Here is a 25,524-nt window from a genome sequence, read left to right on the forward strand (position 1 = left end):
GTCAGATGTCGACGGCAGGACGGGGGCCGCGAATGGACGACGAACGCGACAGCGCTCAGGAGAGCGAACTCACCAACGCGACCGACGAGACGACCCGAGAAGTGGCCGAGCGGCTGCTTCGGCAGTTCCCGACGGTAAAGATCGATGAGATAGTCGGCGTGGTGCGCCGGGCGATGCTTGACCTGCGCGACGTTCCGGTGACCGCCAAAGCCGAACTGGTCGAACGACTAGCGTGGTGGCGCATCGGCAATCCCGTGCAGATGGCCCGTACGGTCATTTATCCGCGCAGTAGCGATACCAGCGCCGAAAATGGTGGCACGCCCAATAGCGAAGATCAACAACACGGTTAGTGCAGCGCGGCGGTGAGCCAGTCGACCAAGGGGCCGATGGCACGCCAGCACTCCCGTACTTCGGTTGCCGCGCGCGCGGTGCTGAGCCACTCCGGCGCTCCGAACGTCCGGCCCGCGGTGAGCGACTTATGCCGGAGCAACTCGATGCGCTCGTGATCCGGCGCGAATCCCCGGGGCACCGTCTTCAGCTTCTCGCCGCCGATGGAAAAGCCCTGAGCGGCAAGGCTGTCGACGATGCGCACCAACTCGACGCCGCTGTGGGCGGCGTCGACGGCCGCGCGGTAGTGGGCCGTGTGCGCGGGTGAGTCCTGGTGGAATCCGCCGGCAACGAGCAGGCCGGCGGCGCTGACCTGCAGGTAGTAGCCGACTCCCGGCGCGGTGCCGACAAAGGCGCCTTGCGCGGTCTTGTACGGCGACTTGTCCCGCGAGAAACGAACATCCCGATACGGACGAAAGATCTTGGCCGGTCCGAACTCGTCTTCGAGCTCGGCCATCAGCGCGGTGATCGGTCCGCGAACGGCGTTGTCGTAGACGTCCTTATGCGCGGTCCACCAGACCTTGCTGTTGTCGGCCTCCAGATCCTCGTAGAAATCCAAGGCCGCCAATGGGATTCCGGTGAACTCGCCAGACATCTACGCCGATCCGTTGAACAGGCTTGTCACCGAGCCGTTTTCGAACACCTCGCGGATCGTGCGGGCGAGCAGCGGTGCGATCGAGAGCACGGTCAGCGTGGGGAACTTCTTTTCCTCGGTGATCGGCAGCGTGTTGGTGACGATCACTTCCTTGGCGCCGCAGGCAGCGAGGCGTTCGGCCGCCGGGTGGCTGAGTACGCCGTGAGTCGCCGCAATGATGACGTCGGCCGCGCCGGCTTCCTTCAAGATCTTCACCGCACCCGCGATGGTGCCACCGGTGTCGATCATGTCGTCGATCAGGATGCAGGTGTGGCCCGCGACTTCGCCGACCACGCGGTTGGACTTCACCTGGTTGGGCACCAGCGGGTCACGCGTCTTGTGAATGAACGCCAGCGGCGCACCACCGAGGGTGTCGGCCCACTTCTCGGCCACGCGTACCCGGCCGGCGTCGGGGGAAACCACCGCGATGTTTTCCACGCCGTACTTCTCGCGGATGTATTCGGCGAGCTGGCCTTGGGCGTGCATGTGGTCGACGGGCCCGTCGAAGAAGCCCTGAATCTGGTCAGTGTGCAGGTCGACCGTGATAATTCGGTCTGCCCCAGCCGTTTTCAGCAGGTCTGCGATCAGGCGGGCGGAGATGGGCTCGCGGCCGCGGTGCTTCTTGTCTTGGCGCGCATAGGGATAGAACGGCAAGATCGCCGTGATCCGCTTGGCCGAACCGCGCTTGAGCGCGTCGATCATGATGAGCTGCTCCATGATCCATTGGTTCAGCGGCGCGGGGTAGCTCTGCAGCACGAAGGCGTCGCAGCCACGAACCGACTCTTCGAACCGGACAAAGATCTCGCCGTTGGCAAAGTCGCGGGCCGTCTGCGGTGTCACGGCCACGTCGAGTTCTTTGGCGACTTGTTCGGCAAGCTCCGGATGCGCGCGCCCGGAAAACAGCATGAGGCTCTTGGAGTTGTCAACGGAAAACGCGCTCACTGCTTTTCGCCATCCTTTTGTTCTTGGCTGTCCGATTTCTCGCCTGCGTGCCGGTGCAGGGCGGCTTCGGCGGCCGCCGCTGCGGCTGTGCCAGCGCGGTTGCGCTGAACCCAGCCCTCGATATTGCGTTGTGCACCGCCGGAGACGGCGAGTGCGCCGGGTGGCACGCTGCGTCGTAACACGGTTCCGGCCGCAGAGTAGGCGCCGTCGCCCACCGTAATAGGGGCCACGAACATCGTGTCACTCCCGGTGCGTACATGGGAGCCGACGACGGTGCGATGTTTGTTGACGCCGTCGTAGTTGACGAACACGCTCGACGCGCCGATGTTGCTGTGCTCGCCGATTGTCGCGTCACCGACGTAGGTGAGGTGCGGCACCTTCGAGTGCGCGCCGATTTCGGCGTTCTTGCTTTCGACGAACGCGCCCAGTTTTCCGGACTCGCCGACCACCGTGTTGGGGCGCAAATAGGCGAACGGACCGATCGTCGCGTTGGGCCCGATGCTCGACTGCTCGGCGTGACTGCGGATCACCACTGCACCCTCGGCCACGCTGACGTCCCGCAGCGTCGTGTCGGGACCGACGACGGCGTCCTCTTCTATCGTCGTCGAGCCGAGCAGTTGCACGCCGGGCAGCACGGTGACATCGCGAGCGATCTGGACGTCCGCGTCGATCCAGGTGCTCTGCGGGTCGACGATCGTGACCCCAGCGCGCATGTGCCGTTCCAAGATGTAGCGATTCAGCACCCGGCCCGCGTCGGCCAGCTGGACGCGGTCGTTGACACCGGTCACCTTGGCGGGGTCGGCCAGTAGCGCGCCGAACACGGCGCGGCCGGATTGGCGGGCGATCTTCAAAACATCGGTCAGGTAGAGCTCGTGCTGGGCGTTTTCGGTGCTCAGCTGGCCGATTGCGGCGCGCAGGGCCTCGGCGTCGAACGCGTACACACCGGAGTTGACCTCGGTGATGGCCGCTTGCTCCGGGGTGGCGTCGGCGTGTTCGACGATCTCGGCGACCTCGCCGTCGGCGTCCCGCACAATCCGGCCGTAACCGTTCGGATCGTCGGGCACGAAGGTGAGCACCGTCACGGCGGGCCGACCCGGGTAGCTGCGGTGCTCGTCGAGCAGGGCCGAGAGCGTGTGTCCGTCGAGCAACGGTACGTCGGCGGCCGTGACCAGCACGTCGCCGGTGAAATCCGCGGGTAGTACGTCCAGTGCGCATTGCACAGCGTGGCCGGTGCCGAGTTGCTCTTCCTGCACGGCCAGGTCGATCTTGCGACCCAGTTCGTCTGCGATCTGTCCGACGGCCGCGCCCACGTGCTCGCGATCATGGCCGACGACCGCGAGGAGATGCGTCGGCGAAATGGCATCCGCCGCGTATAACGCGTGGGCGAGCATGCTCTTGCCGGCGAGCGGATGCAGCACCTTGGGCGTCTTCGACCGCATCCGTGTGCCCGCGCCAGCAGCGAGAACGACAACGGCGGTCTGCGCTGGCATAAAGCTCCCTCGGGCGTTTACTGCAGGTCGGGCTGCTCCGCCGCCAGGACTCGAACCTAGACTATCTGAACCAAAATCAGAGGTGCTGCCATTACACCACGGCGGATGGCGCCAACGATCCTCGCACGTTGAGGTGTGTGCCGTCGAATAGGGTCAGCATCACCACGAGTGGCATGACATCAGAGGCGGAACCTTAGTGCAACCCAACAACGGCGCGGCGATGCCGGAGCGGGCGCAGCGCACCCGGATGACCGGCACGCAGCGGCGTCAGCAGTTGATCGAGATCGCGCGTTCTGTGTTCGCCGAGCGTGGTTATGACGCGGCGTCCATCGAGGAGATCGCGCAGCGCGCCCAGGTGTCCAAGCCGGTCGTCTACGAGCACTTCGGCGGCAAGGAAGGCCTCTATGCCGTGGTGGTGGACCGGGAGATGTCGACGCTGCTGGAGATGATCAGCGCGCCGCTGACCAGCACCAGGTCGCGGCTTCGGGTCGAGCAGGTGGCGCTGGCGCTGCTCACGTACGTCGAGGAACGCACCGACGGGTTCCGCATTCTGGTGCGCGACCAACGGGTCGCGGCCAGTGAGGGCACCTACTCCAGCCTGCTCAACGAGGCCATCGGCCAGGTCAGTCACATTCTGGCGGGTGACTTCGCCCGCCGCGGGCTCGATCCCGATTTGGCGCCGCTCTACGCGCAGGCGCTGGTCGGCATGGTGTCGACAACGGCCACCTGGTGGCTGGACGAGCGCGCGCCCTCGAAGGAAATCGTGGCGGCGCATCTGGTCAATTTGTGTTGGAACGGGCTGACAAACCTCGAGTCCAATCCGCAGCTGCGGTCGGGTTGACGACGAACTGACCCACCACGGTGTTACGGTGCACAAAAGCTGAGAACGGGGTTAATGAGTCATGGCTAGGCAGGCGCGCGCCGAAATCACCCGTGACGCCGTGCTTGCGGGCGCCGCGGACGTCTTTCTGCGCCTCGGCTATGCCAATGCCAGCCTGAGCGAGATCATCGCCCAGTCGAACGTCACCAAGGGCGCCCTCTACTTTCACTTCGGTTCCAAGGAAGAGCTAGCGCGTGCCGTCGTCGAGCAAGGGATCGAACGCCTCAACGTCGCCTGCAAGGCGTTCTTCGACACCCGCACCCCGGCGCTGGAAGCCTGCATCGGGATCTCGTTCGTGCTGGCCGACCTGACTCGCAACGACCCGATGGTCGCGGCGATGCTGAAGCTGAACCACCAGATCGGTGACTATCGCAACAACGCCGGTGAAAGCACCGTGCTCCCGTGGGGCAAGGCGCATCACATCCTGGCCGAACGCGCGATCGAACAGGGCGATCTGCGGGCCGATCTGGACCCCTCGGTGGTCGGAATGCTCTTGCAGGAGATCAACGCCGGCGTGCACGTCGTGGCCGCGGGCACGGAGTCCATCGATCAGATGGCCGGCCGAATGGAGCGGGCGTGGTACTACCTGCTGCCCTCGCTCGTGCCGGAGGACAAGCTCGCTTACTTCCGGGAGTTCGCGGCGAGGCGTCTGAACCGCTACCAATAGACTTGAGCGGCATACCTTAACTGCCCCTCGAGGAGCTCGCTTGCCATCCACCGCTTCGGTGTCCGACGTCCGCGATAGCGTGCCGATGGCCGGGCTGGCGGCCGTGGCCTGCGCGGACGTTGCGCTGACGCGAGTTGCCGAATTGGTCGGGACGACGGCTGTCGAGCTGGTGGGACCCTCCCCGGTGCGCCCGTTCGTCGCCGCGACTGTCTCGCGATCGGCGCCGGTGCTGCTGGTCACGGCGACCGGGCGTGAGGCCGACGACCTCGCCGCCGAACTGACCGAGATGCTTGGTGACTCGGTGGCCCAGTTCCCGTCCTGGGAGACATTGCCGCACGAGCGGCTGTCGCCCGGCGCAGACACCGTCGGGCAACGACTCAAGGTGCTGCGCCGTCTGGCCCGGCCCGCCGATCGTGATCTCGGCGAGCCGTTGCGAGTGGTCGTGGCCACAGTGCGCTCGCTCATGCAGCCGATGGCCGCAGGGCTGGGCGAGATTGCGCCGATCACCCTGCGGGTGGGCGCCGACGTCGACTTCGACGGTTTGCTCGAGCAACTGGTGGAGTTTGCCTATACCCGTGTCGACATGGTCGGCAAGCGTGGCGAATTTGCCGTGCGCGGCGGGATCCTCGACCTCTTTCCGCCCACGGCCGACCACCCCGTGCGCGTCGAGTTCTGGGGCGACGAGGTCACCGAACTGCGCGCCTTCGCGGTCGCCGATCAGCGCTCGCTACCCGATCAACCCGTCGACCTGGTCATCGCGCCGCCGTGTCGCGAGCTGCTGCTCACCGCCGATGTCCGCGAGCGAGCGGCACAGTTCGCGGCCGATCATCAGTCCGATGCGGCGCTGGTAGAAATGCTGGACAAGCTTTCCGCCGGCGTGCCGGTCGAGGGCATGGAGGCGCTGCTGCCGGTGCTCGTGCCTAGCGAGCTGCAGCTGCTGACCGACGCGTTGCCCGCGGACACGCACGTGCTGCTGTGCGATCCGGAAAAGATCCGCACTCGCGCCGCCGACCTCGTCCGCACCGGCCAGGAGTTTCTCGAAGCGTCGTGGACCGCCGCGGCGATGGGTGGCGATGCCCCGATCGACCTGGGCGCGTCGGCGTACCGACCGCTGGCGGAGGTGCGTTCAGCCGCTCAGCAGCGCGAGCAGCGGTGGTGGACGTTGAGCCCGCTGGCATCCGGCAGCGACTCCGAAGTTGTCCTGCCGGTGCAATCTGCGCCGAGCCCGCGCGGTTCCGACACCGAACTCGCGACACTCTTCGCGTCGCTGCGTGCGCACCTGAGCACCGGTGGCAGCGCGACGATCGTGGTGGCCGGGCACGGCACCCAGCAGCGCGTGCTGGAACGGTTAGGCGAGGCCGATGTGCCCGCGCAGCCGCTTACTCCCGGCTCTCCTCCCACGCCCGGCGCTGCTGGGGTGTTGTGCGGATCGTTGCGCAGCGGAATCGTTTTCCCCGATGCCCGGCTGGTGGTGATCGCCGAGGCGGACCTCACCGGCAACCGGGCGGTCGCCGTCGGCGACGGCCGCCGCCTGCCGGCGCGGCGGCGCAACCAGGTCGACCCCTTGGCCCTGACGGCCGGCGACCTGGTCGTGCACGACCAGCACGGAATCGGTCGGTTCGTGGAAATGGTGGAGCGCACCATCGGCGGGGCACGGCGTGAATATCTGGTCATCGAATACGCCTCCAGCAAGCGTGGCCAGCCGGGCGACCGGCTGTTCGTGCCGATGGAGTCGCTCGATCAGCTGTCCCGCTACGTCGGCGGCGAGATGCCGAGCCTGTCCAAGCTGGGCGGATCCGACTGGGCGAACACGAAACGCAAGGCGCGCAAGGCGGTTCGCGAAATCGCGGGTGAGCTGGTGCAGCTCTACGCCGCCCGGCAGGCCGCTCCCGGTCACGCCTTCGGCCCGGACACGCCGTGGCAGCAGGAGATGGAGGACGCGTTCCCGTTCACCGAGACCGTCGACCAGATGGTGGCCATCTCCGAGGTCAAGTCCGACATGGAAAAGCCGGTCCCGATGGACCGGGTGATCTGCGGTGACGTCGGCTACGGCAAGACCGAGATCGCGGTGCGCGCGGCGTTCAAGGCGGTGCAGGACGGCAAGCAGGTAGCCATCCTCGTGCCGACAACGCTGCTCGCGCAACAACATCTGCAAACCTTCACGGAACGGATGTCGTCGTTCCCGGTGAAGGTGAAAGGCCTGTCTCGGTTCACCGACGCCGCCGAATCCCGGCAGATCATCGAAGGCATGGCCGACGGCACGGTGGACGTGGTTATCGGTACTCACCGCTTGCTGCAGACCGGTGTGCGGTGGAAGGACCTCGGCCTGGTGATCGTCGACGAAGAGCAGCGCTTCGGCGTCGAACACAAGGAACACATCAAGGCGCTGCGCACTCACGTCGACGTTTTGACCATGTCCGCCACCCCGATTCCGCGCACCTTGGAGATGAGCCTCGCGGGTATCCGCGAGATGTCGACCATTCTCACTCCGCCCGAAGAACGTCACCCGGTACTGACCTACGTCGGCGGGTACAACGACAAGCAGGTGGCCGCGGCCATTCGGCGTGAGTTGTTGCGCGACGGCCAGGTGTTCTATGTGCACAATCGGGTCAGCTCGATCGACAAGGCGGCCAAGCGACTTGGCGAACTCGTCCCGGAGGCGCGGATCGCGGTGGCGCACGGGCAGATGAACGAGGCGACGCTGGAAAAGACCGTGCAGGGGTTCTGGCAGCGTGAGTTCGACGTGCTGGTATGCACCACCATCGTCGAGACCGGCCTCGACATATCCAACGCCAACACGCTGATCGTGGAACGCGCTGATGCGCTTGGTCTTTCCCAGCTGCATCAGCTGCGCGGACGCGTCGGCCGCAGCCGTGAACGCGGGTACGCCTACTTCCTGTATCCGCCCGAAAAGCCGCTGACCGAAACGGCTTACGACCGGCTGGCCACCATCGCCCAGAACTCCGACCTGGGCGCCGGTATGGCGGTAGCGATGAAGGACCTCGAAATCCGTGGCGCCGGAAACGTTTTGGGAGCCGAACAGTCCGGTCACGTCGCAGGTGTGGGTTTCGACCTCTACGTTCGGCTGGTCGGGGAGGCCGTGGAGGCCTATCGTGCCGCCGCCGACGGCAAGACCGTCGAAGCGCCCGAAGAGTTCAAGGAAGTTCGCATCGATCTGCCGGTGGACGCCCACATTCCGCCGGATTATGTCGACAGTGACCGATTGCGCCTCGAGGCATACCGCAAGCTCGCTGCGGCGACGGATGATTCGGCGCTGACAGCGGTGGTCGAGGAGCTGACGGACCGCTACGGCACCCCGCCGACCCCCGTCCGGCGGCTGGTCTCCGTCGCCAAGCTGCGGGCCATCTGCCGCGAGTACGGGGTGCAGGAGGTGGCGGTGACCGGGACACAGTTGAAGGTGTCGCCGCTGCACCTGCCCGACTCCAAGCAAGTCCGGCTCAAGCGGATCTACCCGTCGGCCAGCTACCGCGCGGCCACTGGAGTGATCGGGATGCCGCTGCCGCGGACCGGCGGAATCGGGTCCGATCGCGTCCGGGACGAGGAGCTTATGCAATTCGTCGCCGATTTCCTGCATGGCCTGGACGGCAAGGCTAGCGTTCCGCTGTGACCGTCATCCTGCTGGACCCACAGCGTCCCACGATGGTGCCCATCGAGGCGCTGGACCTCCTCGGCGACCCGGTCCAGTTCACCGAGGAGGTGCCCGTCTCCGTGCGGTGGCGGTTGCCTGCGGCCGATAGCGCGAAGGTGCTGGTCAGCACGGATCCGAAGCATCCGGATGTGGTTGCGCGGATCGCCGCCGGCGAGGCGGTGGTGGCCGCGCCCGCGACCCCGGGCGACAACCTGGTCGAGGCGGTCACCGTCATGGACAAGTTGTGGAGCTTCGGCGGCTGGGAGGTCACCCAGACCCACGACAGCCTGCGGCCTTACCTTTTGGAAGAGACCTACGAGTTGCTCGATGCGATCGGGTCCGGTGATCCGGAGCTGGTCAAGGAGGAGCTCGGGGACCTGCTGCTGCAGGTGCTGTTTCATTCCCGGATCGCGCAGGCTTCGGAGCGTCCCTTCACCGTCGATGACGTCGCGGCGACCTTGGTGGCCAAGCTCGTACATCGCAGCCCGCACCTGGCCGAATCCGCCGTCGGGCCCATCGATGTTCGCGCCCAGGAACACGCCTGGGAACGCCGAAAGGCCGCCGAGAAGGCCCGTCGATCCTGCATGGACGGCATCGCCATGGACCAGCCGGCGTTGGCGCTGGCCGAAAAGGTGTTGGCGCGCAGCGCAAAAGCGGGGCTCCCCGATGATCTGGTGCCGACCGCGCTCCTGGCCGTAACACTTGGAGGTCGGGAGAGTGCGGAGGAACGGTTGCGTAAGGCGGTGTTGTCGTTCGTGGACAGCATTCGCGCCACCGAGGATGCAGCCGAATCGGCACGCGGAGCACGTAAACCCTTGACACCGATTCAGTGGCGCCGGTTCTGGGTGGACCGGTAGGTGTACGACTTCTGCGTGGTCGGCGGCGGCATCGTCGGCGTGGCGACGGCACGGCGGTTGCTTGAGGTCCGCCCCGGCGCGAGCCTGGTGCTGCTCGAGAAAGCCGAGGCGCTCGCCGTGCACCAGACCGGACACAACAGCGGCGTCATCCATTCGGGCATCTATTACGAGCCGGGCAGTCTCAAGGCGCGGTTGTGCAAGCTTGGCGCCGAGCAGACCAAGCAGTTCGCCGCCGCCCACGGTATCGATTTCGATGTGCGCGGAAAGCTCCTGGTAGCAACCGATTCCGGCGAGCTGACACGAATGCGGGCACTCGACGAACGGGCGCGGATCAACGGCATCGACGTCGAGACCATCGACGCTGCCGAACTGCGCCGGCGGGAACCGCACGTCGCCGGACTGGGCGCGCTGTACGTGCCGTCAACCGGGATCATCGACTACCGGCAGGTCGTTGACCAACTGGCGGCGCAGGTGCGTAACGCGGGCGGCGAAATTCGATGTGGTGCCGAGGTGTCCTCGATCATCGAAAGCAGTTCCGGAGTAGCGATTTCGGGGGAATCCGGATCCTGGTCGGCGCGGCAGTTGGTCGTCTGCGGAGGGCTGCAGGCGGACCGGCTTGCACGAATCGCGGGGATCCGCAGCGACGTTCGCATCGTTCCGTTCCGTGGTGAGTATTACCAGCTGCCTGCGGATCGCCGAGATCTGGTGCACCACTTGATCTATCCCATTCCGGATCCGGAATTGCCGTTCCTGGGCGTACATCTCAACGCGATGATCGACGGCTCGCTGACCGTCGGACCGAATGCCGTGCTTGGCCTTTCCCGGGAGGGCTACCGCAAGGGCAGTGTGCGCTGGGACGACGTTCGCGACATTTTCGGCTACCGCGGGTTCTACTCGCTTGCCCGCGCCAACGTGCGCACCGGTGCGCGGGAGCTGCGCAATTCGTTGTTCAAGCGCGGCTACCTCGCGCAATGCCGCATGTACTGCCCCGAGCTGACGCTCGCCGATTTGCTGCCGCGCGAGGCGGGGATCCGGGCGCAGGCGGTGCGCCGTGACGGCACCCTCGTGCACGACTTCCTCATCGAGCGGACCGACAGGAGCGTGCACGTGCTCAATGCGCCGTCGCCCGCAGCGACGTCGGCGTTGCCCATTGCCGAGCACATCGTCGACACCTTGCTGGGCGCGTGACCGCCGCGCGCAACCTTGCTGCATTGCACGGGGTTGGACCTGTGCAGCAGCGCAAGGTCACGCGCGGCAGGCGCCGCCCGGCCCGGCGGTCCCGAGCCCTATCCTCGACGGAATGCGGGTACGGAAGGCGGTGTTTCCCGCCGCGGCGGCGATCACTGTCCTGGCGGCGTGCAGTTACCACCCGTCGACCCCCGTCCCAGACCTGATGCCGCCCGGGCTCGGAGCGCCGCTGCCAGCGATCGACCAGCTGCCGCACTGGGCGACGTCGCTGGCCGACACCTTGCGTATGCCGGTACCGGCGCTACAGGCGTACGGCTTCGCGGCCGCGACCCTGGCACGCGACGAGCCGGGCTGTGGCATCGGTTGGACGACCATCGCCGGAATCGGCAGCGTCGAGAGTCGCAACGGCACCTACGACGGCGCGTCGGTGCAACCAAACGGCGATGTCACGCCCCACATTCGCGGTATCGCGTTGGACGGTTCGCCGGGCGTGGCCGACATTCCCGACACCGACGGCGGGGTCATGGACGGCGACTCCAAGCACGACCGCGCGATGGGCCCCCTTCAGTTCATTCCGGAGACCTGGCGGCAGTGGGGCACCGACGCCAACGGCGACGGCGTGGCCGATCCGGACAACATCGACGACGCCGCACTCACCGCCGCCCGCTACCTCTGCGCCCGCGGCGGAGACCTGCGCAGTGCGGACGGATGGCGGTCGGCGCTGCTCGCCTACAACATGTCCACCCGCTACGCCCGGCAGGTCCAGGAACGAGCGAATGCGTACAGCGTCGGAACGTCGCGTTGGTGAGGTCGGTGCTGGGCGCTAGGCTCGCAGGCGCGATCACAGAGTAAGGAGACTCAACCGTGGCCATCATTGAGCAGGTCGGAGCTCGCGAGATTCTCGACTCCCGCGGTAACCCGACGGTCGAGGTCGAGATTGCTCTCGACGACGGCACCCTGACTCGGGCGGCGGTTCCGTCGGGCGCGTCCACCGGCGAACACGAAGCGGTCGAGTTGCGTGACGGCGGCTCCCGCTACGGCGGTAAGGGCGTACAGAAGGCGGTGGAAGGCGTCCTCGAGGAGATCGGCCCCGCGCTGATCGGTATCGACTCGGTGGAGCAGCGCACCGTCGACCAGACGCTGCTGGACCTCGACGGCACCCCCGACAAGTCGCGGCTGGGAGCGAACGCCCTGCTCGGCGCATCGCTGGCCGTCGCCAAGGCCGCCGCCGAGTCGTCGGGCCTGGAGCTGTTCCGTTACCTCGGCGGCCCGAACGCGCACATCCTGCCGGTGCCGATGATGAACATCCTCAACGGCGGCGCGCACGCCGACACCGGTGTTGACGTACAGGAATTCATGGTCGCCCCGATCGGTGCGCCCACCTTCAAGGAGGCGCTGCGCTGGGGCGCGGAGGTTTATCACGCCCTCAAGTCGGTGCTCAAGGAGAAGGGCCTGTCCACCGGCCTGGGCGACGAGGGCGGCTTCGCGCCCGATGTGGCCGGCACGCGGGAGGCGCTGGACCTGATCAGCGTCGCCATCGAGAAGACCGGGCTCAAGCTCGGCACCGAGGTCGCGCTGGCACTCGACGTCGCGGCCACCGAGTTCTACACCGAAGGCAGCGGATACAAGTTCGAGGGCAGCGTGCGGACGGCTGCGGAGCTGGCCGACTTCTACAACGAGCTGCTCGACGCCTACCCGTTGGTGTCCATCGAGGACCCCCTGGGCGAGGACGACTGGGACGGCTGGGTCGCGCTGACCGACCAGATCGGTGACCGGGTACAGCTCGTCGGTGACGACCTGTTTGTCACCAACCCGGAGCGACTCGAGGACGGCATCGTCAAGGGCGCAGCCAACGCGCTGTTGGTCAAGGTGAACCAGATTGGCACGCTGACCGAGACGCTGGACGCCGTCGAGCTGGCCCACCGCAACGGCTACAAGACGATGATGAGCCACCGCAGCGGCGAGACCGAAGACACCACGATTGCCGACCTGGCCGTCGCGGTCGGTAGCGGTCAGATCAAGACCGGCGCGCCGGCGCGCAGCGAGCGGGTGGCCAAGTACAACCAGTTGCTGCGCATCGAGGACACCCTTGGTGATGCGGCGCGGTATGCCGGTGAGGTCGCGTTCCCGCGGTTCAATACCGAGGGTGCGGGTAGCTGAGCAAGACGTTGGAGGTTGCTGATGACTGAGCGCCGCAAGCGCAAACACGGCAACAGTCCCACCGGCCGCGACGCACGGTCGGTGGGCCGGCGTACCGATCGTGCCAAGCGGTCGCCCTCATCGAAGTCGACCCTCGACGGAGCCAAGACCAACCGGCTCGGCTTCATCAGCCGTCGGCGTAAAGGCGGGAAGAAGCCCGAGCGCACTATTCTCGGGCTTTCGACCACCCGTGCGGTGATCCTGGCGATCGTCGTGTGTGCCCTGGCGCTGACCCTCACTGTGCCGCTGCGCACGTACTTTTCGCAGCGCTCGGAGGCGTCGAAGCTAGCTGCTGAACGCTCCGAACTCCAAAGTCAGATCCAACATTTGCGGGACAGGCAGGCGCAGCAACAGGATCCGGCCTACATCGAGGCGGAGGCGCGCCAGCGCCTTCGGCTGGTGATGCCGGGGGAGACGCCCTACCAGGTGCAGCTTCCAGGTGCCTACGAGGCCGAGCAGGCCGCCCTTGCGAAACCCAAACCCAAGGGCGGGCCGTGGTATTCGGATCTATGGAAACAGGTTTCGCGCCCGCAATCCGATCCGGTCACGATACCCGCGCCGGCTCCGGCCCCACCGCCACCGCCTCCGCCACCACCGGCGCCTGCCGGAGCGGGGCAGTGACCGAGCCGGTGGACCCGGCGGATCTGGAAATCATTGCGGCACAACTTGGACGCGAACCCCGCGGCGTGCTCGCGGTGGCCTACCGAACCCCGGATGGTGTGCCGGCCGTGATCAAAACGGCGCCGCGGCTACCGGATGGCACGCCGTTTCCCACCCTCTACTATCTGACCGACCCCCGACTGACCGCCGAGGCGAGTCGACAGGAGTCGGCGGGCGTAATGCGGGACATGACCCGCCGGCTCGCCGAGGACGAGAACCTGGCCGCCGCCTATCGGCGTGCGCATGAGAGTTATCTTGCCGAGCGGGACGAAATAGAGCCGCTAGGTACGGAATTCACCGGCGGCGGGATGCCGGATCGGGTCAAGTGTCTGCACGTGCTGATAGCTCACTCGCTGGCCAAGGGGCCGGGGCTGAATCCGCTGGGCGACGAGTCCGTCGCGCTGGCCGCCCAAGGGCCCTTGCGAGGGACCGCAATTCCCGCGGATTGGCCGCAAATTGCCGGGAGTGCTTCATGACTCGCGTTGCTGCGGTCGACTGTGGCACCAATTCCATTCGCCTGCTGATCGCGGACACAGCGGAGCGGGGTTCCCTCGTTGACGTGCGGCGTGAGATGCGCATCGTGCGGTTGGGTCAGGGCGTGGACGCCACCGGAGCCTTTGTGCCCGAAGCGATTGAGCGCACGCGGGTCGCGCTGCACGAGTACGTCGACATGATGCTGGATGTGGGTGTGCAGGCCGTGCGGATGGTGGCGACCTCGGCGACTCGCGACGCGTCCAATCGGGAGGACTTCTTCGCCATGGCACGCGCGGAACTCGGCCGCGTGGTGCCCGGCGCCGAGGCGGAGGTGATCACCGGGGACGAAGAGGCTCGGCTCAGCTTCGCCGGTGCCGTCGGTGAATTGGACCCTGCCGAGGGACCTTTCGTGGTGGTCGACTTAGGTGGCGGCTCCACCGAATTGGTGCTAGGTGACAGTGACGGTGTGCACGCGGCATTTTCCGCGAACATCGGGTGCGTCCGGTTGACTGAACGCTGCCTGCACTCCGACCCGCCGACCGAGGATGAAATAGCGGCCGCACGGGAGTTCGTCAGTGAGCGGTTGGCTGAAGCGTTTGCGCACGTACCGGTATCGGAAGCGCGCACCTGGGTCGGGGTGGCGGGAACCATGACCACTATTGCCGCGATCGGGCGAAACCTGCCCGAATACGACGCGGAACAAGTGCATTTGTCGCGGTTACCGCTCGACGACGTGTACGACGTGTGCCGGCGGCTGGTATCCATGACGCATGAGCAGCGAGCCGCGCTCGGCCCCATGCATCCTGGGCGTGTCGACGTCATCGGCGGCGGCGCGATCGTCACATCGGTGCTGGCAGCAGAACTTTCCCGGCGGGCAGGTATCGATGCGCTCGTGGTGAGCGAACACGACATTCTGGACGGAATTGCGTTGTCGATCAGCTAGTTCGAGTGGTTTGCGCCACACCCGGCGTTAGGGCGTCGGTGGGCATCCATACGATGGAGCTCACAGATCGAGTTTCGATCACGTGAGGAGGTCGGAATGGACGCACGGCTGCCCAAGCACATCCTGATCGTCGGCGGCGGCACCGTCGGCATGACTGCTGCGTTGCGCCTGCAGAAGAAATTGCGCGCGGGCGAGGCCCGCATCACGGTCGTGGATCCCTTGCCGCACATGACCTACTTGCCCTTTCTTCCCGAAGTGTCTGCCGGGTCCATCGATCCGCGCCACATCGTGGTGCCGCTACGCACGGTGCTGCGCAAGTGCACGGTTATCACCGGCCGGGTCACCAGGGTCGCGCATGACGAGCGTAAGGCCTGGATTACCACACCGGGCGGTGAAATCGAACCGGTCTCGTACGACATCCTGATCGTGACTGCTGGTTCGGTCGCTCGGACGCTGCCGGTTCCAGGTTTGGCCGAGCAGGGCATCATGTTCAAAACCGTCACCGAGGCAACGTATTTGCGCGATCACGTGCTGTCGCGTCTCGACGCGGCATCTGCGACCGACGATCCGGACTTGCGCAAGCGGCTGCTGACATTCGTGGTGATCGGCGGCGGCTATGCGGGGATCGAGGCGCTGGCAGAACTGCAAGACCTGGCGCGTTACGCGTCCCGCTATTACCGCAATATCACTGCCGCGGACATGAATTGGTTGCTCATCGAGGCCACCGGACGGATCATGCCAGAGGTCAGCCCGAAGATGGGCGTCTACACCATCGAGCGCCTCACCGAGCGAGGCATCAAGGTGTACCTCAACACCTTTGCTGAATCGATGGTCGACGGGAACGTCCAGCTGTCCGACGGCAGCACCTTCGGCGCCGACACCATCGTGTGGACGGCGGGTGTCAAGGCGAATCCGATGCTGATGCATACGGACTTGCCGCTGGATCAGCGAGGCCGGTTGCGCTGCAGCGAAACTCTGCAGGTAGTGGGAGTGTCCGGCGCGTTCGGCGCCGGTGACGTGGCGGCGGTGCCCGATCTCTCCCGCATCGACGAAGATCCGACCGCAACCTGCAGCCCGTCGGCCCAGCACGCCGTTCGGCAGGCGAAAGTTTTGGCGGACAACGTTATTGCGCTGCTGCGCGGGAAGAAGATGCGTCAGTACAAGCACGCCTACGCGGGGTCTGTTGCGTCACTTGGCCTTTACCGCGGCGTGGCCGACGTGTACGGCGTGAAGGTCAAGGGTCTGCCGGCATGGTTCATGCATCGCGGATACCACGTGCTGAAGATGCCGACCTTCGCCAGTAAGGCGCGCATCATCGCCGACTGGACCCTTGCGCTGTTCTTCCGCCGCGAGATCGTCGCGCTCGATCAGATCGACCATCCCAAGGCGATCGCCGATTCCGTGCGGGCGCTGGAATCCGCCCGGATCGCCAGTTAGTAGGGTGGGGGCGGCGCTGAGCAACTTGCTCGTTGCCGGTGACGCCCCCATAGCCCAATTGGCAGAGGCAGCGGACTTAAAATCCGCCAAGTGTCGGTTCGAGTCCGACTGGGGGCACGGTGTTTGTCCAGGTGGAGGCATTTATCGCAGCCAGCTTCCTGCCTTACTACCACTCCCCGCTAGCGAGACTTGTGAATCCTGCTGTACTGCCAGGCCAAAGGTAGGTCCAGCACGGAGTGCCCGAGCGGGTCGTGACCGCGACCCGCTCGAACAGCCCTGAACTCGTGCCTTCTATTTCGTCGAGCCGAGTAAGCGCCTCAGTCACGCGATCGGGCCGAAGGGTCACCAGGACGCCTCGGACGATGTTCATCCCGGCGGTGACCGCGGGCCAGCCCCATGGCGTCGCCCACATCTGCCCTTCGATTTCCGCGCTCAAAACCGGCTTCGTCGAATCCACGTAGTACGCAAGGGCAGGCCACCGGCTCTGCCCAGGCTTGAGCGTCCCGTACATGAAAACGCTCTCGATCACTTCGACGCCGACAAGTCAACGGAGCGGCCATTTGCTGCCGCGGCGACACGGAGTCCGTGGCACGCCGCGATGTCCAACTCTTCGGCGGTAATCGTGCTGCCGGGCATCACAGTCACAACCCCGTCGACGAATTCCTCGCAGACGGTGAACACGTCAGCGGCCAGATCACGGTTGATCCGGCCGATGCGCAGGCCCTTGTCACCCGATGCTTGCGCAACTGTGCCCTGGAGTCTCGGTGTGAGGTCCAATGCATGCGGAGCGGTGAGTGCCACGTACCCGAGCACGCCGGCAGCAAGCAGATGCTCTCGTGAAGATGGGTCGATCCGGAAAGCTGGCGCTGGTCGACCGGTGAATTGAATCGGCTGCACGACCCAGCTCGGACGCGACCCTTCCATCAGTAGCAATGTGTGACTCGGGCAGAACCACTTGCCCGATCCCCACGTTGCAGTTCCGTGGTACGAGTCCGCGGTGATCGGTCCGATCATGAGGCTCGCGGTCACTTCTGTTGGCATGTTGTCCTTCTCCCGTCGTTCGGTTAGTGAAGACATCCTCCGATTGGGTTAGGACATCGCGGCCATGAGGTTGACGCGCCACTCCGTCAGCTTTGCTCGTGCCTGCGACAACAGTTGTCTTTCCGGGCCTTCGAGCGCAAGTTTGCTGAGGGCTTCATCGATCAGTGACAGCCGATCCTCGGTCTCGGGCAATGAATATGGGAAGAAGCCGAGTTCATCCATGCCGCATCCACGCGTCGGGCTTTGGCACCGCACGCTTCCGCGGAAAACCCGAACAGTTGTTGGAAGGTCGGCGGTTTCGTCGACGTCGTATCCGAACTCGATGCTCGTTACAACACCGCGATTGATGACGTCTTCGCGGGTCAGTGCATCGATCAATTCGTATACATCGCGCTGGGGGAGGTTCAGCCAGGATGAAAGTTGGCCCAGTTCAACCTCTTCGTCGTTTTCCTCGAGGAAACGCAGGATACGGCTGGCGTCATCGATGCCGTGACGTGGCGACTCTCGCGGTCTAAGGGGCGACACTGACGAGATCGTGCCTCGTAGGGCTCGGCGAGCTCTGCTGATCGCCGCATGTTCACGACCCGTGAGGTGGAGGCGCTCAGGTTTGGCAGGTACGCGTAGCCGAATGCCGGTCCGGTTGGGAGTCATTCGCGTCGAGAGATCGGTTTCTATAAGCCCGCGATCGCGCAGTGTCCGAATATCGCGCCGCCACATTCGAGCCCCGGCCGTTCCCTCGTAAATCCCGGCCATCTGTTCCCGTACCCGGGTAGCGGCAGCCACCACTGCGCCGCGGTCCTGCGCCTCGTTGATGAGCCGCAGAATTGTCAGTAGGCGCTCCGTCGGAGTCATTCGCCTCCTTTTGGAATCGCCTTTCCACACAGAGAATGTGGACATTAGAGTCAATTAGATACACGCTAACCTGCTGCTTCTTGCGACCTGGATCGGAGGGCTAGCCGTGCGAAAGCGATTCATCGCCGCCGTCGCTGCCGTGTCAATCACTGGCGCGGGAGCTGCAGCCGCGATAGCGCTCATCCACTCGACGAACGATCACCCAATCAGCGGCACGGAGGAACGCTCGGTGACGACAAACCATCATCAGGCTCCCGGCGGGTCAGGCAATGACAATCGCGATCCGGAAGAGCCGATTATCGAAGGCCCGCCGCCCCGCACAGCCCACGACTACGTTCAGGACTCCCGCGACCCCCAAACCGTCGATGACGGCCTTAGCGCGCCATCGGGTCCGTCTGTCGGCGGGGATGGATGGACAGTCCACGTTCCTTAACGCTATGCCGCGCACTGGTCGTTGAGCCCGCCCGGCCGCTGGGCTGTACAACGATCCGTTTGAGGTAGCTGCCCGCGGCGGCTACCTTCCGACTCCTTGACGACAGGATTCCCAATATGGTCCAGCGGCGCTACAACCGTCAGGTCATCGTCGATGACCATCTCATCTATCTGATGCAACCCTCGCCGGAATACGACGAAACCGCTTGGCCGCCATCGTCGGAACCGCAGCTGGTCGTGTTTACACCCGGTCAGCTGGTCATCCTGACCGGAATCTCATACGGCCCAGTCGAGATCGAGGTAGCGGTGTTCGACGACGAGCCGCCTCTCAATCTTAGTGACTGGCAAGACATCTGGGAAGGTGACCTTATATCCGATGGCAGCTTGAGGGTCTGTAGCGGCATGAGCGGATACAACCTCATACCCGGTGACGACCGGGAACTCACACCCAACGGGCCATCGCTGGATCGTGTCCGGGTTTTCGCCACGGGGAGGAACACAATGTATGACATGCCGCTGCTGGATGGCGCGCCAGTCGAGCGCTACCTACTTGAAATCTGGCCCGCTCCAGGTGCATCCGAGTTTGTTACCTATCGGCATCACTCGGGCGTATAAAGATGCGCCGCCGGTATCGGCCAGCGCGTGCTGACAAATAGAAGGATTGCGCCGGAATCGACTCCCGCCAGAAAGCTATGATCACCGACCGGAGAATGTATGCGTCGCTTGAGTGGTGAGATATTCGTGGAAGATCATGTGGGTTTTTCAAAACTGCCTGGTCCCACGAAAAACCTGGTCTACGGCTACGAGTCGGCTGACGAAGAGCGCTGAGACGATGAGCTCACTAGGGATTGTCCGAGAGTGGCACGACGAGGACGGATGGGGAGTCATCGACTCCTCCGATACGCCCGGGTTGCTGGACTCACTTCGGTGACGTGGCCGGAAAAGGTTTTCGATCGCTTCGGGCAGGCCAGCAAGTCGAGTTCGACTGGAAAGCGGTGACGAACATGGATGGCTATCTTTTTGTCGCAACAGAGGTCAAACCCGCTGCACCCTAAGGAAATCAGTCGCCGTGTAAGGCTGCTGGTTGGTCATGGACGGCAGCGGCTTGGATTGGCAGAGATGATGGCGATAGTCGGCTCGGTTCGTGAGTGGCACGTCGAGGAGGGCTGGGGCGTAATCGATTCGGACGCGACCCCGGGAGGGTGTTGGGCATCGTTCGCCGCGTTGAAGTCCGACCGGCGTCATCTAGTGGTCGGTGAGAAGGTTGAACTGGAGTGGGAGCGTGCGGAACAGGACGGCTTTCGCTTTCGAGCGCTTCGGACCTGGCCAGCGGGCACGACGCCGGTTGAACCAAACAAGCGCGCGGTTGGCCCAGCATCCGCGGGAATGATGGCTGCGTGGGACATAGATTCTGACGGCAACCCACGGCGAATAGGGAATTGAAGCCCAGCCGTTTCTCATCCACACGCAGTTGCCGATGCGAGCGATCGACAATTCCACTGCGGCATTCGAGCTGCTCGACACCCCGCCGTCGTGAGTTGGAAACAGCCTCGGGGGAGGTGTGCTGCATCGGAACGCGCTCCACCACCACGCGAGCAGTTTCCACCGGCCCGCGGCGGACCTAAGGTGGGTCTGTGGGGCATCCGGTCGAGCGTTACTTGCTGCGCGCGAAGGACTTGATGGACGGGCACTACGCCGAGTCATTGGACATTGGGGCGATGGCCGCGGCCGCGGGGTACAGTCGCGCACACTTCAGCCGTGAGTTCCGTAGGGTCTTTGCCGCCTCGCCGCGGCAGTATCTGATCACTCGACGACTCGAACGTGCGGCGGCATTATTGCGAAACACCGACAGGTCCGTGGCTGCGGTGTGTCATGCGGTCGGGTTGACCAGTGTGGGTTCGTTTACGGCCGCGTTCGGGCGCACTTACGGTATGTCTCCGACGTCCTACCGTGCGCAGTTCCCGCCCGCCGCCGCCCAAGCCGTGGTGCCCGTGTGCATCGTGCGTTTTTACACGACACCGGTGCGCGTGAAAGAGTCCGAGATCTCCGCTGGTGTTGGGCAGGTCAGCACGAATCGAGAAGTGTCCGAGAAGAACTCGCTTTAGCATCGGAGTCGCGTCGAAGAATCTCGAAGGGGTGGGCCATGCTTGCGTTGGTGGGAACCCAGGTGTGGGTGCACGATCAGGACGAGGCGTTGGAGTTCTATACGGGCAAGCTGGGATTGGAGCTGCGCTCGGATGCGACGCTGCCGCAGATGGGTTTTCGGTGGCTCACCGTGGGTGTTCCCGGCCAGGACGTCGAAATCGTGCTGATGGCGGTCCCGGGACCGCCTGTGTTGGACGAGCCGACGGCCACCGAAATCCGCACTCTGGTCGCCAAGGGATTTGCTCAAACCATGTTCCTGGCCACCGAAGACTGTCAGCGCACCTATGAGGAACTCCGCGCACGCGGTGTGGAGTTCACCGAGCCACCGACATCGCGCCCGTACGGGATTGACGCGAGTTTCCGCGACCCCTCGGGCAACTCCTTCCGCCTGACTCAGCGCACAGAGACGCCGTAACGGTTGCAGCACCGCACGATTCGAGAAGACAGCGCCGAACTGGGGTTCATAGGGTTGGCAGATCACGACAAGCCGCCCGAGGAGCGCTGATGAAACTCCCCGCCAGTTCCGAAATGTTTTCTGTCTCAAAGCGACCCGCCCCAGACGGTCGATCGGTCGGAAGCGCTCGGTTGTGGTTGTCGGCCGGCGCGCTGGCTGGCCCGGTGCTGATCGTGTCCTCGCTGGTGCAGGGCAGCGTTCGCAGCGGATTCGACTTCCAACAGCACCCGCCGAGTGCACTGGAACTGGGCGGAGCCGGAGTCGTGCAGCAGGCAACCTTCGTCCTCGCCGGTCTTCTGCTCCTCGCCGGAGCGCGTGGCATGGGCGTCGGTGAGTGCGGCAGGTGGGCGCCCGGGCTCGTGGCGGTGCTCGGCGCGGCGTTGACGGCGGCGGGCCTGTTCACGATGGACCCTGCGTTCGGGTTTCCGCCTGGAACACCACCCGGAGCCGGTGACACCGTATCCTGGCATGCCGCCGTGCATGGCGTGCTGTTTCCGGTCGGCGGCGCGGCCTTGGTCGCAACCGCCGTGGTCATGGGCCAGCGCTACGGCCGGGCGAAACGGCGCAGCATGCAAACGGTTGCCTACGTCGCCGCCGCCGCGAGTTTGGTGCTGTCGATCTGGCCGAATCTTGGCGCGCACCCGGACGGACGCTTCCTGCCCATGTGGCTCGGCGTCGTCATCGGGTACCTGTGGACCTCGCTGATGTTCACGGACCTTGCTCGCGCCGCGGCCGACGAAAGCGATGGGCGCACCGCGGCGGGGGAGCGTGCGTGATGAACAACGGCTTACAGCCGCTCGTTGCGGCCGAATGCCGGCGGTCCTCGCCCTGACCGGCCGTGCCATCGCGGTCTAGACCTGAACCTTGCCTGACGCGGTTCGTCTAGCGTTTTCGTCCCCGCAAGGCGGTCTCACCAGTGCGGTGCCTCGGCCACCGACGTACTGTCGAGAGCCCAAACGGCTATGGCTGCAGATAATTCCGTTCTCGGTCATTCGATGACGGGGAAGAAAGATGTGCCATCTTCTGGGCTGCCGTCGATCTGCCCGCGGTGGATGCCGGGATCCGCAACAACGAGCACGCCGTCATCGTCGCGTTCGAGTGGTGTGTCGGTATAGGTGAAAGAGTCGTCCGCGTCGCCGTCGCTCAAATCGCCGTCAACCGTTGGGTCTGGCTCTTCTTCGGCGAGCCGGTCTTCGAGCGTTTCGCCGACGCGTTGTTCATAGGCTGTGGTACCGAACTTGTCAGCTTCGGCCCAGCCATCGGGTGGATCCACGACGTCGTCGCCGTCGTTGTTGCGCACATCGTCGGAATCCCACGCCTCGCTAGGACTTAGGGTGTCTGCCGGGCCGTCGAAATCTAATTGGCTGGCCACGTCGTTGGTGAAACCATCTGTGCTCATTACGGCCTCCTCAGTAGCTGGACAATCAGTACCCATCCACGCTGGCGATCACGCGTTCGCCGGATAAGCGAGTCGCGAATGTTGCCGGCGACGGTCGGGCCAACGTGGACGTCGCCTGGTGGGCTGACGTCAGCGACGTCCGTTTAATTCGCTCAGGCATGGGCACTCACCGGCGGTACGCGAGCTTGCTTGAAATCCGAAGGGTTAGTTTTGGTGACTGAAACGTTTGCTCACAACACCGACGACGTCGTGGAGTTCCTCAAGGGACAGCACAACTTGATCGAGGACTTGTTCGACGAGGTGTTGCACGCCTCAGAGGCCACAGCACGCGAGAAAGCCTTTATCGAGCTGCGTCAATTGCTCGCCGTGCACGAGACGGCCGAGGAGATGGCTGTCCATCCCCGAGCCCGGAGTGCAATCGAGGACGGGGATTCGATTGTCGACGCCCGACTGGACGAGGAACATCAAGCGAAGGAACAGCTGTCGAGAAGATGGACATCGAATCTTCTGAATTCATCGACACGCTCACCGAGTTCCGGGACGCCGTCTTGGCGCACGCCGAGCAGGAAGAATCTCAAGAGTTCGTTCGGCTGCAGCAACAGCTCGACGCCGATGACCTCAAGCGAATGGCAGCAATCGTGCGAGTTGCCGAGGCCATGGCACCGACGCGGCCGCATCCCGGGGTGGAATCAGCCAAGGCAAACATTGTGGCAGGGCCGTTCGCCTCGATGCTCGACCGCGCTCGCGATCTGATCAAGGAAGCGACGCTCCGCTGATACCCGCGATTTGAGTACGACTGAGGACCCTGTTTCGTCACGCCGATGCCGCGCGAGTCAAAAGACCTGTTACAGGCTGACCGTCTCTCCGCGCCCGATTCGAATGATGCGGTCAACCCAGCCGCGGCGGCGCATGTGCTCTTCGAAATCGCTTAGGGGCGAAGCGAAGACGGTGTAGTCGTCGTAGTGGAGCGGGATGGCTCGTGGCAGGTTCAACAGGTCGACGAGCCCGGCGCCCTGGGCACCGTCCATGGTGACGGTCAGTCCGAACGGAAGCCGGGGTCCAGCCGGTAGCCGGGTGCCCCCGAGATGCAAGAGTCCAGCGTCGATCGCGTCGAATTTGCCTGGAATCTCGGCCAGATCCTCGATCAGTAGCGTGTCGCCGGATACGTAGAGGCGCCGCTGCGGCGGGCCCTCGATCGGTCCGAATTCCAGCATCGACCCCATCACCGGCGGCAACATCCGCCATGTCCATGCCGGAGCGTGCCGGCCGGGCAGTGATGTGACGCGCACCTTGTTGTCGCCCTTGATGACGTCCTCGCTGCCCCAGGTTTGCATTCCTGTGGCGGCTGTAAAACCGCGGCGACGCAGGCGTTTTGCCGCGTGCGGCGTGGTGAGAATCGGCAGTGCATGGTCGAGGTCGCGTTGCGCGGTGCGGTCCCAGTGGTCGCCATGCATGTGCGACAAGGTGATGGCGTCGATTGGTGGCAACTCACTGATGGTGCGCGCCGGTTCCCGCAGTCGCTTCGACACCAGTCCATAGCCCAGATAGGCGTACTGGCCTTGATGCAGGAAGTTGGGATCGGTCAGTAATGTCAACTCGCCGTAAGAGATGAGCGTTGTCGCGTTCCCGATGAACGTCACCGAGATGTCCATCGCCGTCTCCCGTCCGACTCGTCGCCCGCACCGGGGGTTGCCCGTATGAGGGAGGGATAACCACCGTCGGTGGAATACGAGGTGCTCCGGGGCCCGTCGATGCTGGTTTGGGTCTTCCGGAACGGACATTCCGCAATCATGGGTCGAGATCCGAGTTCGCTGTGTCGGTACCAGGGCGTGTTCAACGTGGTGGGTGGACTGTGGCCGCTGGTGAACCGACGCAGCTTCGAGTGGGTGTTCGGGCCCAAGGCCGACGAATGGCTGATGTACACCGTGGGCGGGTTGATGGCCTCACTCGGCTGGGTTCAGCTCGCCGCAGGCGGCACCGCCGAGGGTCATCGGCTGGCTCGGCGAGCCGGCACGGGCGCTGCGTTCACCTTGCTGACGATCGACCTGATCTATGTTCCGGCCGGAAGGATTCGCCCCACCTATCTGCTCGACGCCGCCATGGAAGTTGGTTGGTTGCTCGCCTGGTTCCGCACACCGCAACCGGGTTCGGTTTCGGCGGCAATGTCGCGGGTACGTGGTCGGCGTCGGTAACGAGAGAGGTATGGACGTGGATGCATTGACTTTTCTGCGGCGCGATCACCAGAGCGTGCTGGGCATGTTGGAGGTGCTCGACGGCGCGCCCCGCGGCGACGGTGCCGTCGAAAGCGGCCTGGACACCATGGTGACGAACTTGATCATCGCCGAATCCCAGCATGAGGCGATCGAGGAACAGTTCTTCTGGCCGGCGGTGCGACACTGGCTCGATAACGGTAACGCCATGGCCGACTATGCGGTCGCGCAGGAACAAGCGGGCAAAAAGCTGTTGCAGCGACTCGAAGACGGTAAGCCCGGCGAACCCGACTACCACGACGCGCTCGAAGAGTTCATCACGGCTGCGCGTAAGCACATTGCGTACGAGCAGGACGACGTATGGCCTCGCATGGCGGAGCTGGTCACCGAGGAGGAGCTGGAAAAAATCGGCGCCAAGATGGAAGCAGCGAAAAAGGTCGCGCCCACCCGGCCGCATCCGATGACTCCGCCGAATGCGGTTGTCCAAAAGACGATGGGGCTTGGGGCGTCGACCGTGGATCATGTTCGTGATGCCGTCACCGGCCGGGACGAAAAGAACCCGCCCGACGCCCCGAAGCCGTGAG

26 protein-coding genes, 2 tRNA genes and 1 pseudogene are annotated in these 25,524 nt (G+C 64.7%); 20 read left to right on the top strand and 9 right to left on the bottom strand.

What is annotated here, in order from left to right; translation table 11 throughout:
• The first annotated feature begins 32 nt into the window (after positions 1–32).
• On the top strand, positions 33–350 hold the full coding sequence (locus FOS14_RS11005; protein WP_143770400.1) for a hypothetical protein: 318 nt from the start codon (positions 33–35) through the stop codon (positions 348–350).
• Here the strand turns inward: FOS14_RS11005 and FOS14_RS11010 are convergent.
• The 4 genes from FOS14_RS11010 to FOS14_RS11025 form a co-directional block, all read right to left on the bottom strand.
• Positions 347–982 (bottom strand): DUF2461 domain-containing protein, encoded by a 636-nt coding sequence (locus FOS14_RS11010; protein WP_143770402.1) that lies wholly within the window; start codon positions 980–982, stop codon positions 347–349. The genes FOS14_RS11005 and FOS14_RS11010 overlap by 4 nt on opposite strands.
• Positions 983–1,963, bottom strand: a complete 981-nt coding sequence (locus tag FOS14_RS11015; protein WP_143770403.1) for a ribose-phosphate diphosphokinase — start codon at positions 1,961–1,963, stop codon at positions 983–985. It abuts the gene before it with no gap.
• Positions 1,960–3,453: a bifunctional UDP-N-acetylglucosamine diphosphorylase/glucosamine-1-phosphate N-acetyltransferase GlmU gene (gene glmU / locus FOS14_RS11020; protein WP_143770405.1), complete on the bottom strand. Its 1,494-nt coding sequence runs from the start codon at positions 3,451–3,453 to the stop codon at positions 1,960–1,962. The genes FOS14_RS11015 and glmU overlap by 4 nt, the downstream gene beginning before the upstream one ends.
• 35 nt (positions 3,454–3,488) lie before the next feature.
• Positions 3,489–3,559 (bottom strand) — tRNA-Gln (locus FOS14_RS11025).
• 141 nt (positions 3,560–3,700) lie between these two features.
• Between FOS14_RS11025 and FOS14_RS11030 the strand changes: the two genes are divergently transcribed.
• The 12 genes from FOS14_RS11030 (at position 3,701) to FOS14_RS11085 (ending at position 16,524) form a co-directional block, all read left to right on the top strand.
• The gene (locus tag FOS14_RS11030; RefSeq protein WP_143770553.1) at positions 3,701–4,294 is read left to right on the top strand and encodes a TetR/AcrR family transcriptional regulator; all 594 of its coding nucleotides are present in this window, start codon (positions 3,701–3,703) and stop codon (positions 4,292–4,294) included.
• 61 nt (positions 4,295–4,355) lie between these two features.
• A complete protein-coding gene (locus FOS14_RS11035; RefSeq protein ID WP_143770406.1) occupies positions 4,356–5,000 on the top strand; it encodes a TetR/AcrR family transcriptional regulator in 645 nt (214 codons plus the stop codon).
• Between the two features lie 85 nt (positions 5,001–5,085).
• Positions 5,086–8,628 carry a transcription-repair coupling factor gene (gene mfd, locus FOS14_RS11040; protein WP_143770555.1) on the top strand — a complete coding sequence of 1,181 codons (3,543 nt, stop codon included), beginning with the start codon at positions 5,086–5,088 and terminating at the stop codon, positions 8,626–8,628.
• A complete protein-coding gene (locus tag FOS14_RS11045) occupies positions 8,625–9,506 on the top strand; it encodes a MazG family protein (protein ID WP_143770408.1) in 882 nt (293 codons plus the stop codon). The genes mfd and FOS14_RS11045 overlap by 4 nt, the downstream gene beginning before the upstream one ends.
• Entirely contained in the window at positions 9,507–10,694 is a 1,188-nt protein-coding gene (gene lhgO, locus FOS14_RS11050; RefSeq protein WP_143770410.1) for an L-2-hydroxyglutarate oxidase, read from the top strand.
• Between the two features lie 112 nt (positions 10,695–10,806).
• Positions 10,807–11,502: a lytic transglycosylase domain-containing protein gene (locus tag FOS14_RS11055; RefSeq protein ID WP_143770412.1), complete on the top strand. Its 696-nt coding sequence runs from the start codon at positions 10,807–10,809 to the stop codon at positions 11,500–11,502.
• A 56-nt stretch (positions 11,503–11,558) separates the two neighbouring features.
• Entirely contained in the window at positions 11,559–12,854 is a 1,296-nt protein-coding gene (eno, locus tag FOS14_RS11060) for a phosphopyruvate hydratase (protein WP_143770414.1), read from the top strand.
• Positions 12,855–12,875: 21 nt separating this feature from the next.
• Positions 12,876–13,514 (top strand): septum formation initiator family protein, encoded by a 639-nt coding sequence (locus FOS14_RS11065; RefSeq protein WP_143770416.1) that lies wholly within the window; start codon positions 12,876–12,878, stop codon positions 13,512–13,514.
• Positions 13,511–14,029: a DUF501 domain-containing protein gene (locus tag FOS14_RS11070; RefSeq protein WP_255450246.1), complete on the top strand. Its 519-nt coding sequence runs from the start codon at positions 13,511–13,513 to the stop codon at positions 14,027–14,029. Before FOS14_RS11065 ends, FOS14_RS11070 begins: the two co-directional genes overlap by 4 nt.
• Positions 14,026–14,970: a Ppx/GppA phosphatase family protein gene (locus FOS14_RS11075; RefSeq protein ID WP_143770418.1), complete on the top strand. Its 945-nt coding sequence runs from the start codon at positions 14,026–14,028 to the stop codon at positions 14,968–14,970. Before FOS14_RS11070 ends, FOS14_RS11075 begins: the two co-directional genes overlap by 4 nt.
• Before the next feature lie 96 nt (positions 14,971–15,066).
• Positions 15,067–16,407, top strand: a complete 1,341-nt coding sequence (locus tag FOS14_RS11080) for an NAD(P)/FAD-dependent oxidoreductase (protein ID WP_143770420.1) — start codon at positions 15,067–15,069, stop codon at positions 16,405–16,407.
• 43 nt (positions 16,408–16,450) lie between these two features.
• Positions 16,451–16,524: transfer RNA gene (locus FOS14_RS11085), tRNA-Leu, on the top strand.
• A gap of 49 nt (positions 16,525–16,573) precedes the next feature.
• On the opposite strand, the gene FOS14_RS25490 is transcribed toward FOS14_RS11085, so the two are convergent.
• From FOS14_RS25490 to FOS14_RS11100, 3 genes are read right to left on the bottom strand one after another with little or no spacing between them, the layout of a single operon-like run.
• Complete coding sequence (locus tag FOS14_RS25490) at positions 16,574–16,918, bottom strand: gamma-glutamylcyclotransferase (protein WP_370512209.1); 345 nt, start codon at positions 16,916–16,918, stop codon at positions 16,574–16,576.
• A gap of 14 nt (positions 16,919–16,932) precedes the next feature.
• Positions 16,933–17,484: a hypothetical protein gene (locus FOS14_RS11095; protein ID WP_143770425.1), complete on the bottom strand. Its 552-nt coding sequence runs from the start codon at positions 17,482–17,484 to the stop codon at positions 16,933–16,935.
• 12 nt (positions 17,485–17,496) lie between these two features.
• Positions 17,497–18,300 carry a hypothetical protein gene (locus FOS14_RS11100; protein WP_143770427.1) on the bottom strand — a complete coding sequence of 268 codons (804 nt, stop codon included), beginning with the start codon at positions 18,298–18,300 and terminating at the stop codon, positions 17,497–17,499.
• Positions 18,301–18,849: 549 nt separating this feature from the next.
• On the opposite strand from FOS14_RS11100, the gene FOS14_RS11105 reads away from it, so the two are divergent.
• The 4 genes from FOS14_RS11105 (at position 18,850) to FOS14_RS11130 (ending at position 22,107) form a co-directional block, all read left to right on the top strand.
• Positions 18,850–19,347, top strand: coding sequence for a hypothetical protein (locus FOS14_RS11105; RefSeq protein ID WP_143770428.1), 498 nt, complete (start codon positions 18,850–18,852; stop codon positions 19,345–19,347).
• Between the two features lie 1,064 nt (positions 19,348–20,411).
• Positions 20,412–20,837 carry a helix-turn-helix transcriptional regulator gene (locus tag FOS14_RS11120; RefSeq protein ID WP_143770559.1) on the top strand — a complete coding sequence of 142 codons (426 nt, stop codon included), beginning with the start codon at positions 20,412–20,414 and terminating at the stop codon, positions 20,835–20,837.
• A 38-nt stretch (positions 20,838–20,875) separates the two neighbouring features.
• Entirely contained in the window at positions 20,876–21,292 is a 417-nt protein-coding gene (locus tag FOS14_RS11125; protein ID WP_143770430.1) for a VOC family protein, read from the top strand.
• Between the two features lie 89 nt (positions 21,293–21,381).
• Complete coding sequence (locus FOS14_RS11130; RefSeq protein ID WP_143770432.1) at positions 21,382–22,107, top strand: DUF998 domain-containing protein; 726 nt, start codon at positions 21,382–21,384, stop codon at positions 22,105–22,107.
• A 212-nt stretch (positions 22,108–22,319) separates the two neighbouring features.
• On the opposite strand, the gene FOS14_RS11135 is transcribed toward FOS14_RS11130, so the two are convergent.
• On the bottom strand, positions 22,320–22,730 hold the full coding sequence (locus FOS14_RS11135) for a hypothetical protein (RefSeq protein ID WP_143770433.1): 411 nt from the start codon (positions 22,728–22,730) through the stop codon (positions 22,320–22,322).
• Positions 22,731–22,943: 213 nt separating this feature from the next.
• Here FOS14_RS11135 and FOS14_RS11140 point away from each other — a divergent pair.
• Positions 22,944–23,506, top strand: a pseudogene (locus FOS14_RS11140) (hemerythrin domain-containing protein).
• A gap of 69 nt (positions 23,507–23,575) precedes the next feature.
• Here the strand turns inward: FOS14_RS11140 and FOS14_RS11145 are convergent.
• Complete coding sequence (locus tag FOS14_RS11145) at positions 23,576–24,382, bottom strand: MBL fold metallo-hydrolase (RefSeq protein ID WP_143770435.1); 807 nt, start codon at positions 24,380–24,382, stop codon at positions 23,576–23,578.
• A 138-nt stretch (positions 24,383–24,520) separates the two neighbouring features.
• Here FOS14_RS11145 and FOS14_RS11150 point away from each other — a divergent pair, with 138 nt between their 5' ends.
• Together FOS14_RS11150 and FOS14_RS11155 are read left to right on the top strand one after the other, a co-directional pair.
• Positions 24,521–24,922 carry a hypothetical protein gene (locus FOS14_RS11150; protein WP_143770437.1) on the top strand — a complete coding sequence of 134 codons (402 nt, stop codon included), beginning with the start codon at positions 24,521–24,523 and terminating at the stop codon, positions 24,920–24,922.
• Positions 24,923–24,938: 16 nt separating this feature from the next.
• The gene (locus tag FOS14_RS11155; RefSeq protein WP_143770561.1) at positions 24,939–25,523 is read left to right on the top strand and encodes a hemerythrin domain-containing protein; all 585 of its coding nucleotides are present in this window, start codon (positions 24,939–24,941) and stop codon (positions 25,521–25,523) included.
• Position 25,524 lies beyond the last annotated feature (1 nt).

Origin of the sequence: Skermania sp. ID1734, assembly GCF_007489285.1 — a bacterium.
Taxonomy (GTDB): domain Bacteria; phylum Actinomycetota; class Actinomycetes; order Mycobacteriales; family Mycobacteriaceae; genus ID1734.

Bases quoted from the DNA above. Each gene is read 5' to 3' on its own strand.
- FOS14_RS25490 (WP_370512209.1), bottom strand. From the start codon at position 16,918: ATGTACGGGACGCTCAAGCCTGGGCAGAGCCGGTGGCCTGCCCTTGCG.
- FOS14_RS11005 (WP_143770400.1), top strand. From the start codon at position 33: ATGGACGACGAACGCGACAGCGCTCAGGAGAGCGAACTCACCAACGCG.
- FOS14_RS11125 (WP_143770430.1), top strand. From the start codon at position 20,876: ATGCTTGCGTTGGTGGGAACCCAGGTGTGGGTGCACGATCAGGACGAG.
- FOS14_RS11095 (WP_143770425.1), bottom strand. From the start codon at position 17,484: ATGTCTTCACTAACCGAACGACGGGAGAAGGACAACATGCCAACAGAA.
- FOS14_RS11105 (WP_143770428.1), top strand. From the start codon at position 18,850: ATGGTCCAGCGGCGCTACAACCGTCAGGTCATCGTCGATGACCATCTC.
- FOS14_RS11055 (WP_143770412.1), top strand. From the start codon at position 10,807: ATGCGGGTACGGAAGGCGGTGTTTCCCGCCGCGGCGGCGATCACTGTC.
- glmU (WP_143770405.1), bottom strand. From the start codon at position 3,453: ATGCCAGCGCAGACCGCCGTTGTCGTTCTCGCTGCTGGCGCGGGCACA.
- FOS14_RS11100 (WP_143770427.1), bottom strand. From the start codon at position 18,300: ATGACTCCGACGGAGCGCCTACTGACAATTCTGCGGCTCATCAACGAG.
- FOS14_RS11035 (WP_143770406.1), top strand. From the start codon at position 4,356: ATGGCTAGGCAGGCGCGCGCCGAAATCACCCGTGACGCCGTGCTTGCG.
- FOS14_RS11080 (WP_143770420.1), top strand. From the start codon at position 15,067: ATGGACGCACGGCTGCCCAAGCACATCCTGATCGTCGGCGGCGGCACC.
- FOS14_RS11120 (WP_143770559.1), top strand. From the start codon at position 20,412: ATGGACGGGCACTACGCCGAGTCATTGGACATTGGGGCGATGGCCGCG.
- mfd (WP_143770555.1), top strand. From the start codon at position 5,086: ATGGCCGGGCTGGCGGCCGTGGCCTGCGCGGACGTTGCGCTGACGCGA.
- FOS14_RS11030 (WP_143770553.1), top strand. From the start codon at position 3,701: ATGACCGGCACGCAGCGGCGTCAGCAGTTGATCGAGATCGCGCGTTCT.
- FOS14_RS11075 (WP_143770418.1), top strand. From the start codon at position 14,026: ATGACTCGCGTTGCTGCGGTCGACTGTGGCACCAATTCCATTCGCCTG.
- FOS14_RS11150 (WP_143770437.1), top strand. From the start codon at position 24,521: ATGGGTCGAGATCCGAGTTCGCTGTGTCGGTACCAGGGCGTGTTCAAC.
- FOS14_RS11135 (WP_143770433.1), bottom strand. From the start codon at position 22,730: ATGAGCACAGATGGTTTCACCAACGACGTGGCCAGCCAATTAGATTTC.
- FOS14_RS11010 (WP_143770402.1), bottom strand. From the start codon at position 982: ATGTCTGGCGAGTTCACCGGAATCCCATTGGCGGCCTTGGATTTCTAC.
- FOS14_RS11145 (WP_143770435.1), bottom strand. From the start codon at position 24,382: ATGGACATCTCGGTGACGTTCATCGGGAACGCGACAACGCTCATCTCT.
- FOS14_RS11065 (WP_143770416.1), top strand. From the start codon at position 12,876: ATGACTGAGCGCCGCAAGCGCAAACACGGCAACAGTCCCACCGGCCGC.
- FOS14_RS11130 (WP_143770432.1), top strand. From the start codon at position 21,382: ATGAAACTCCCCGCCAGTTCCGAAATGTTTTCTGTCTCAAAGCGACCC.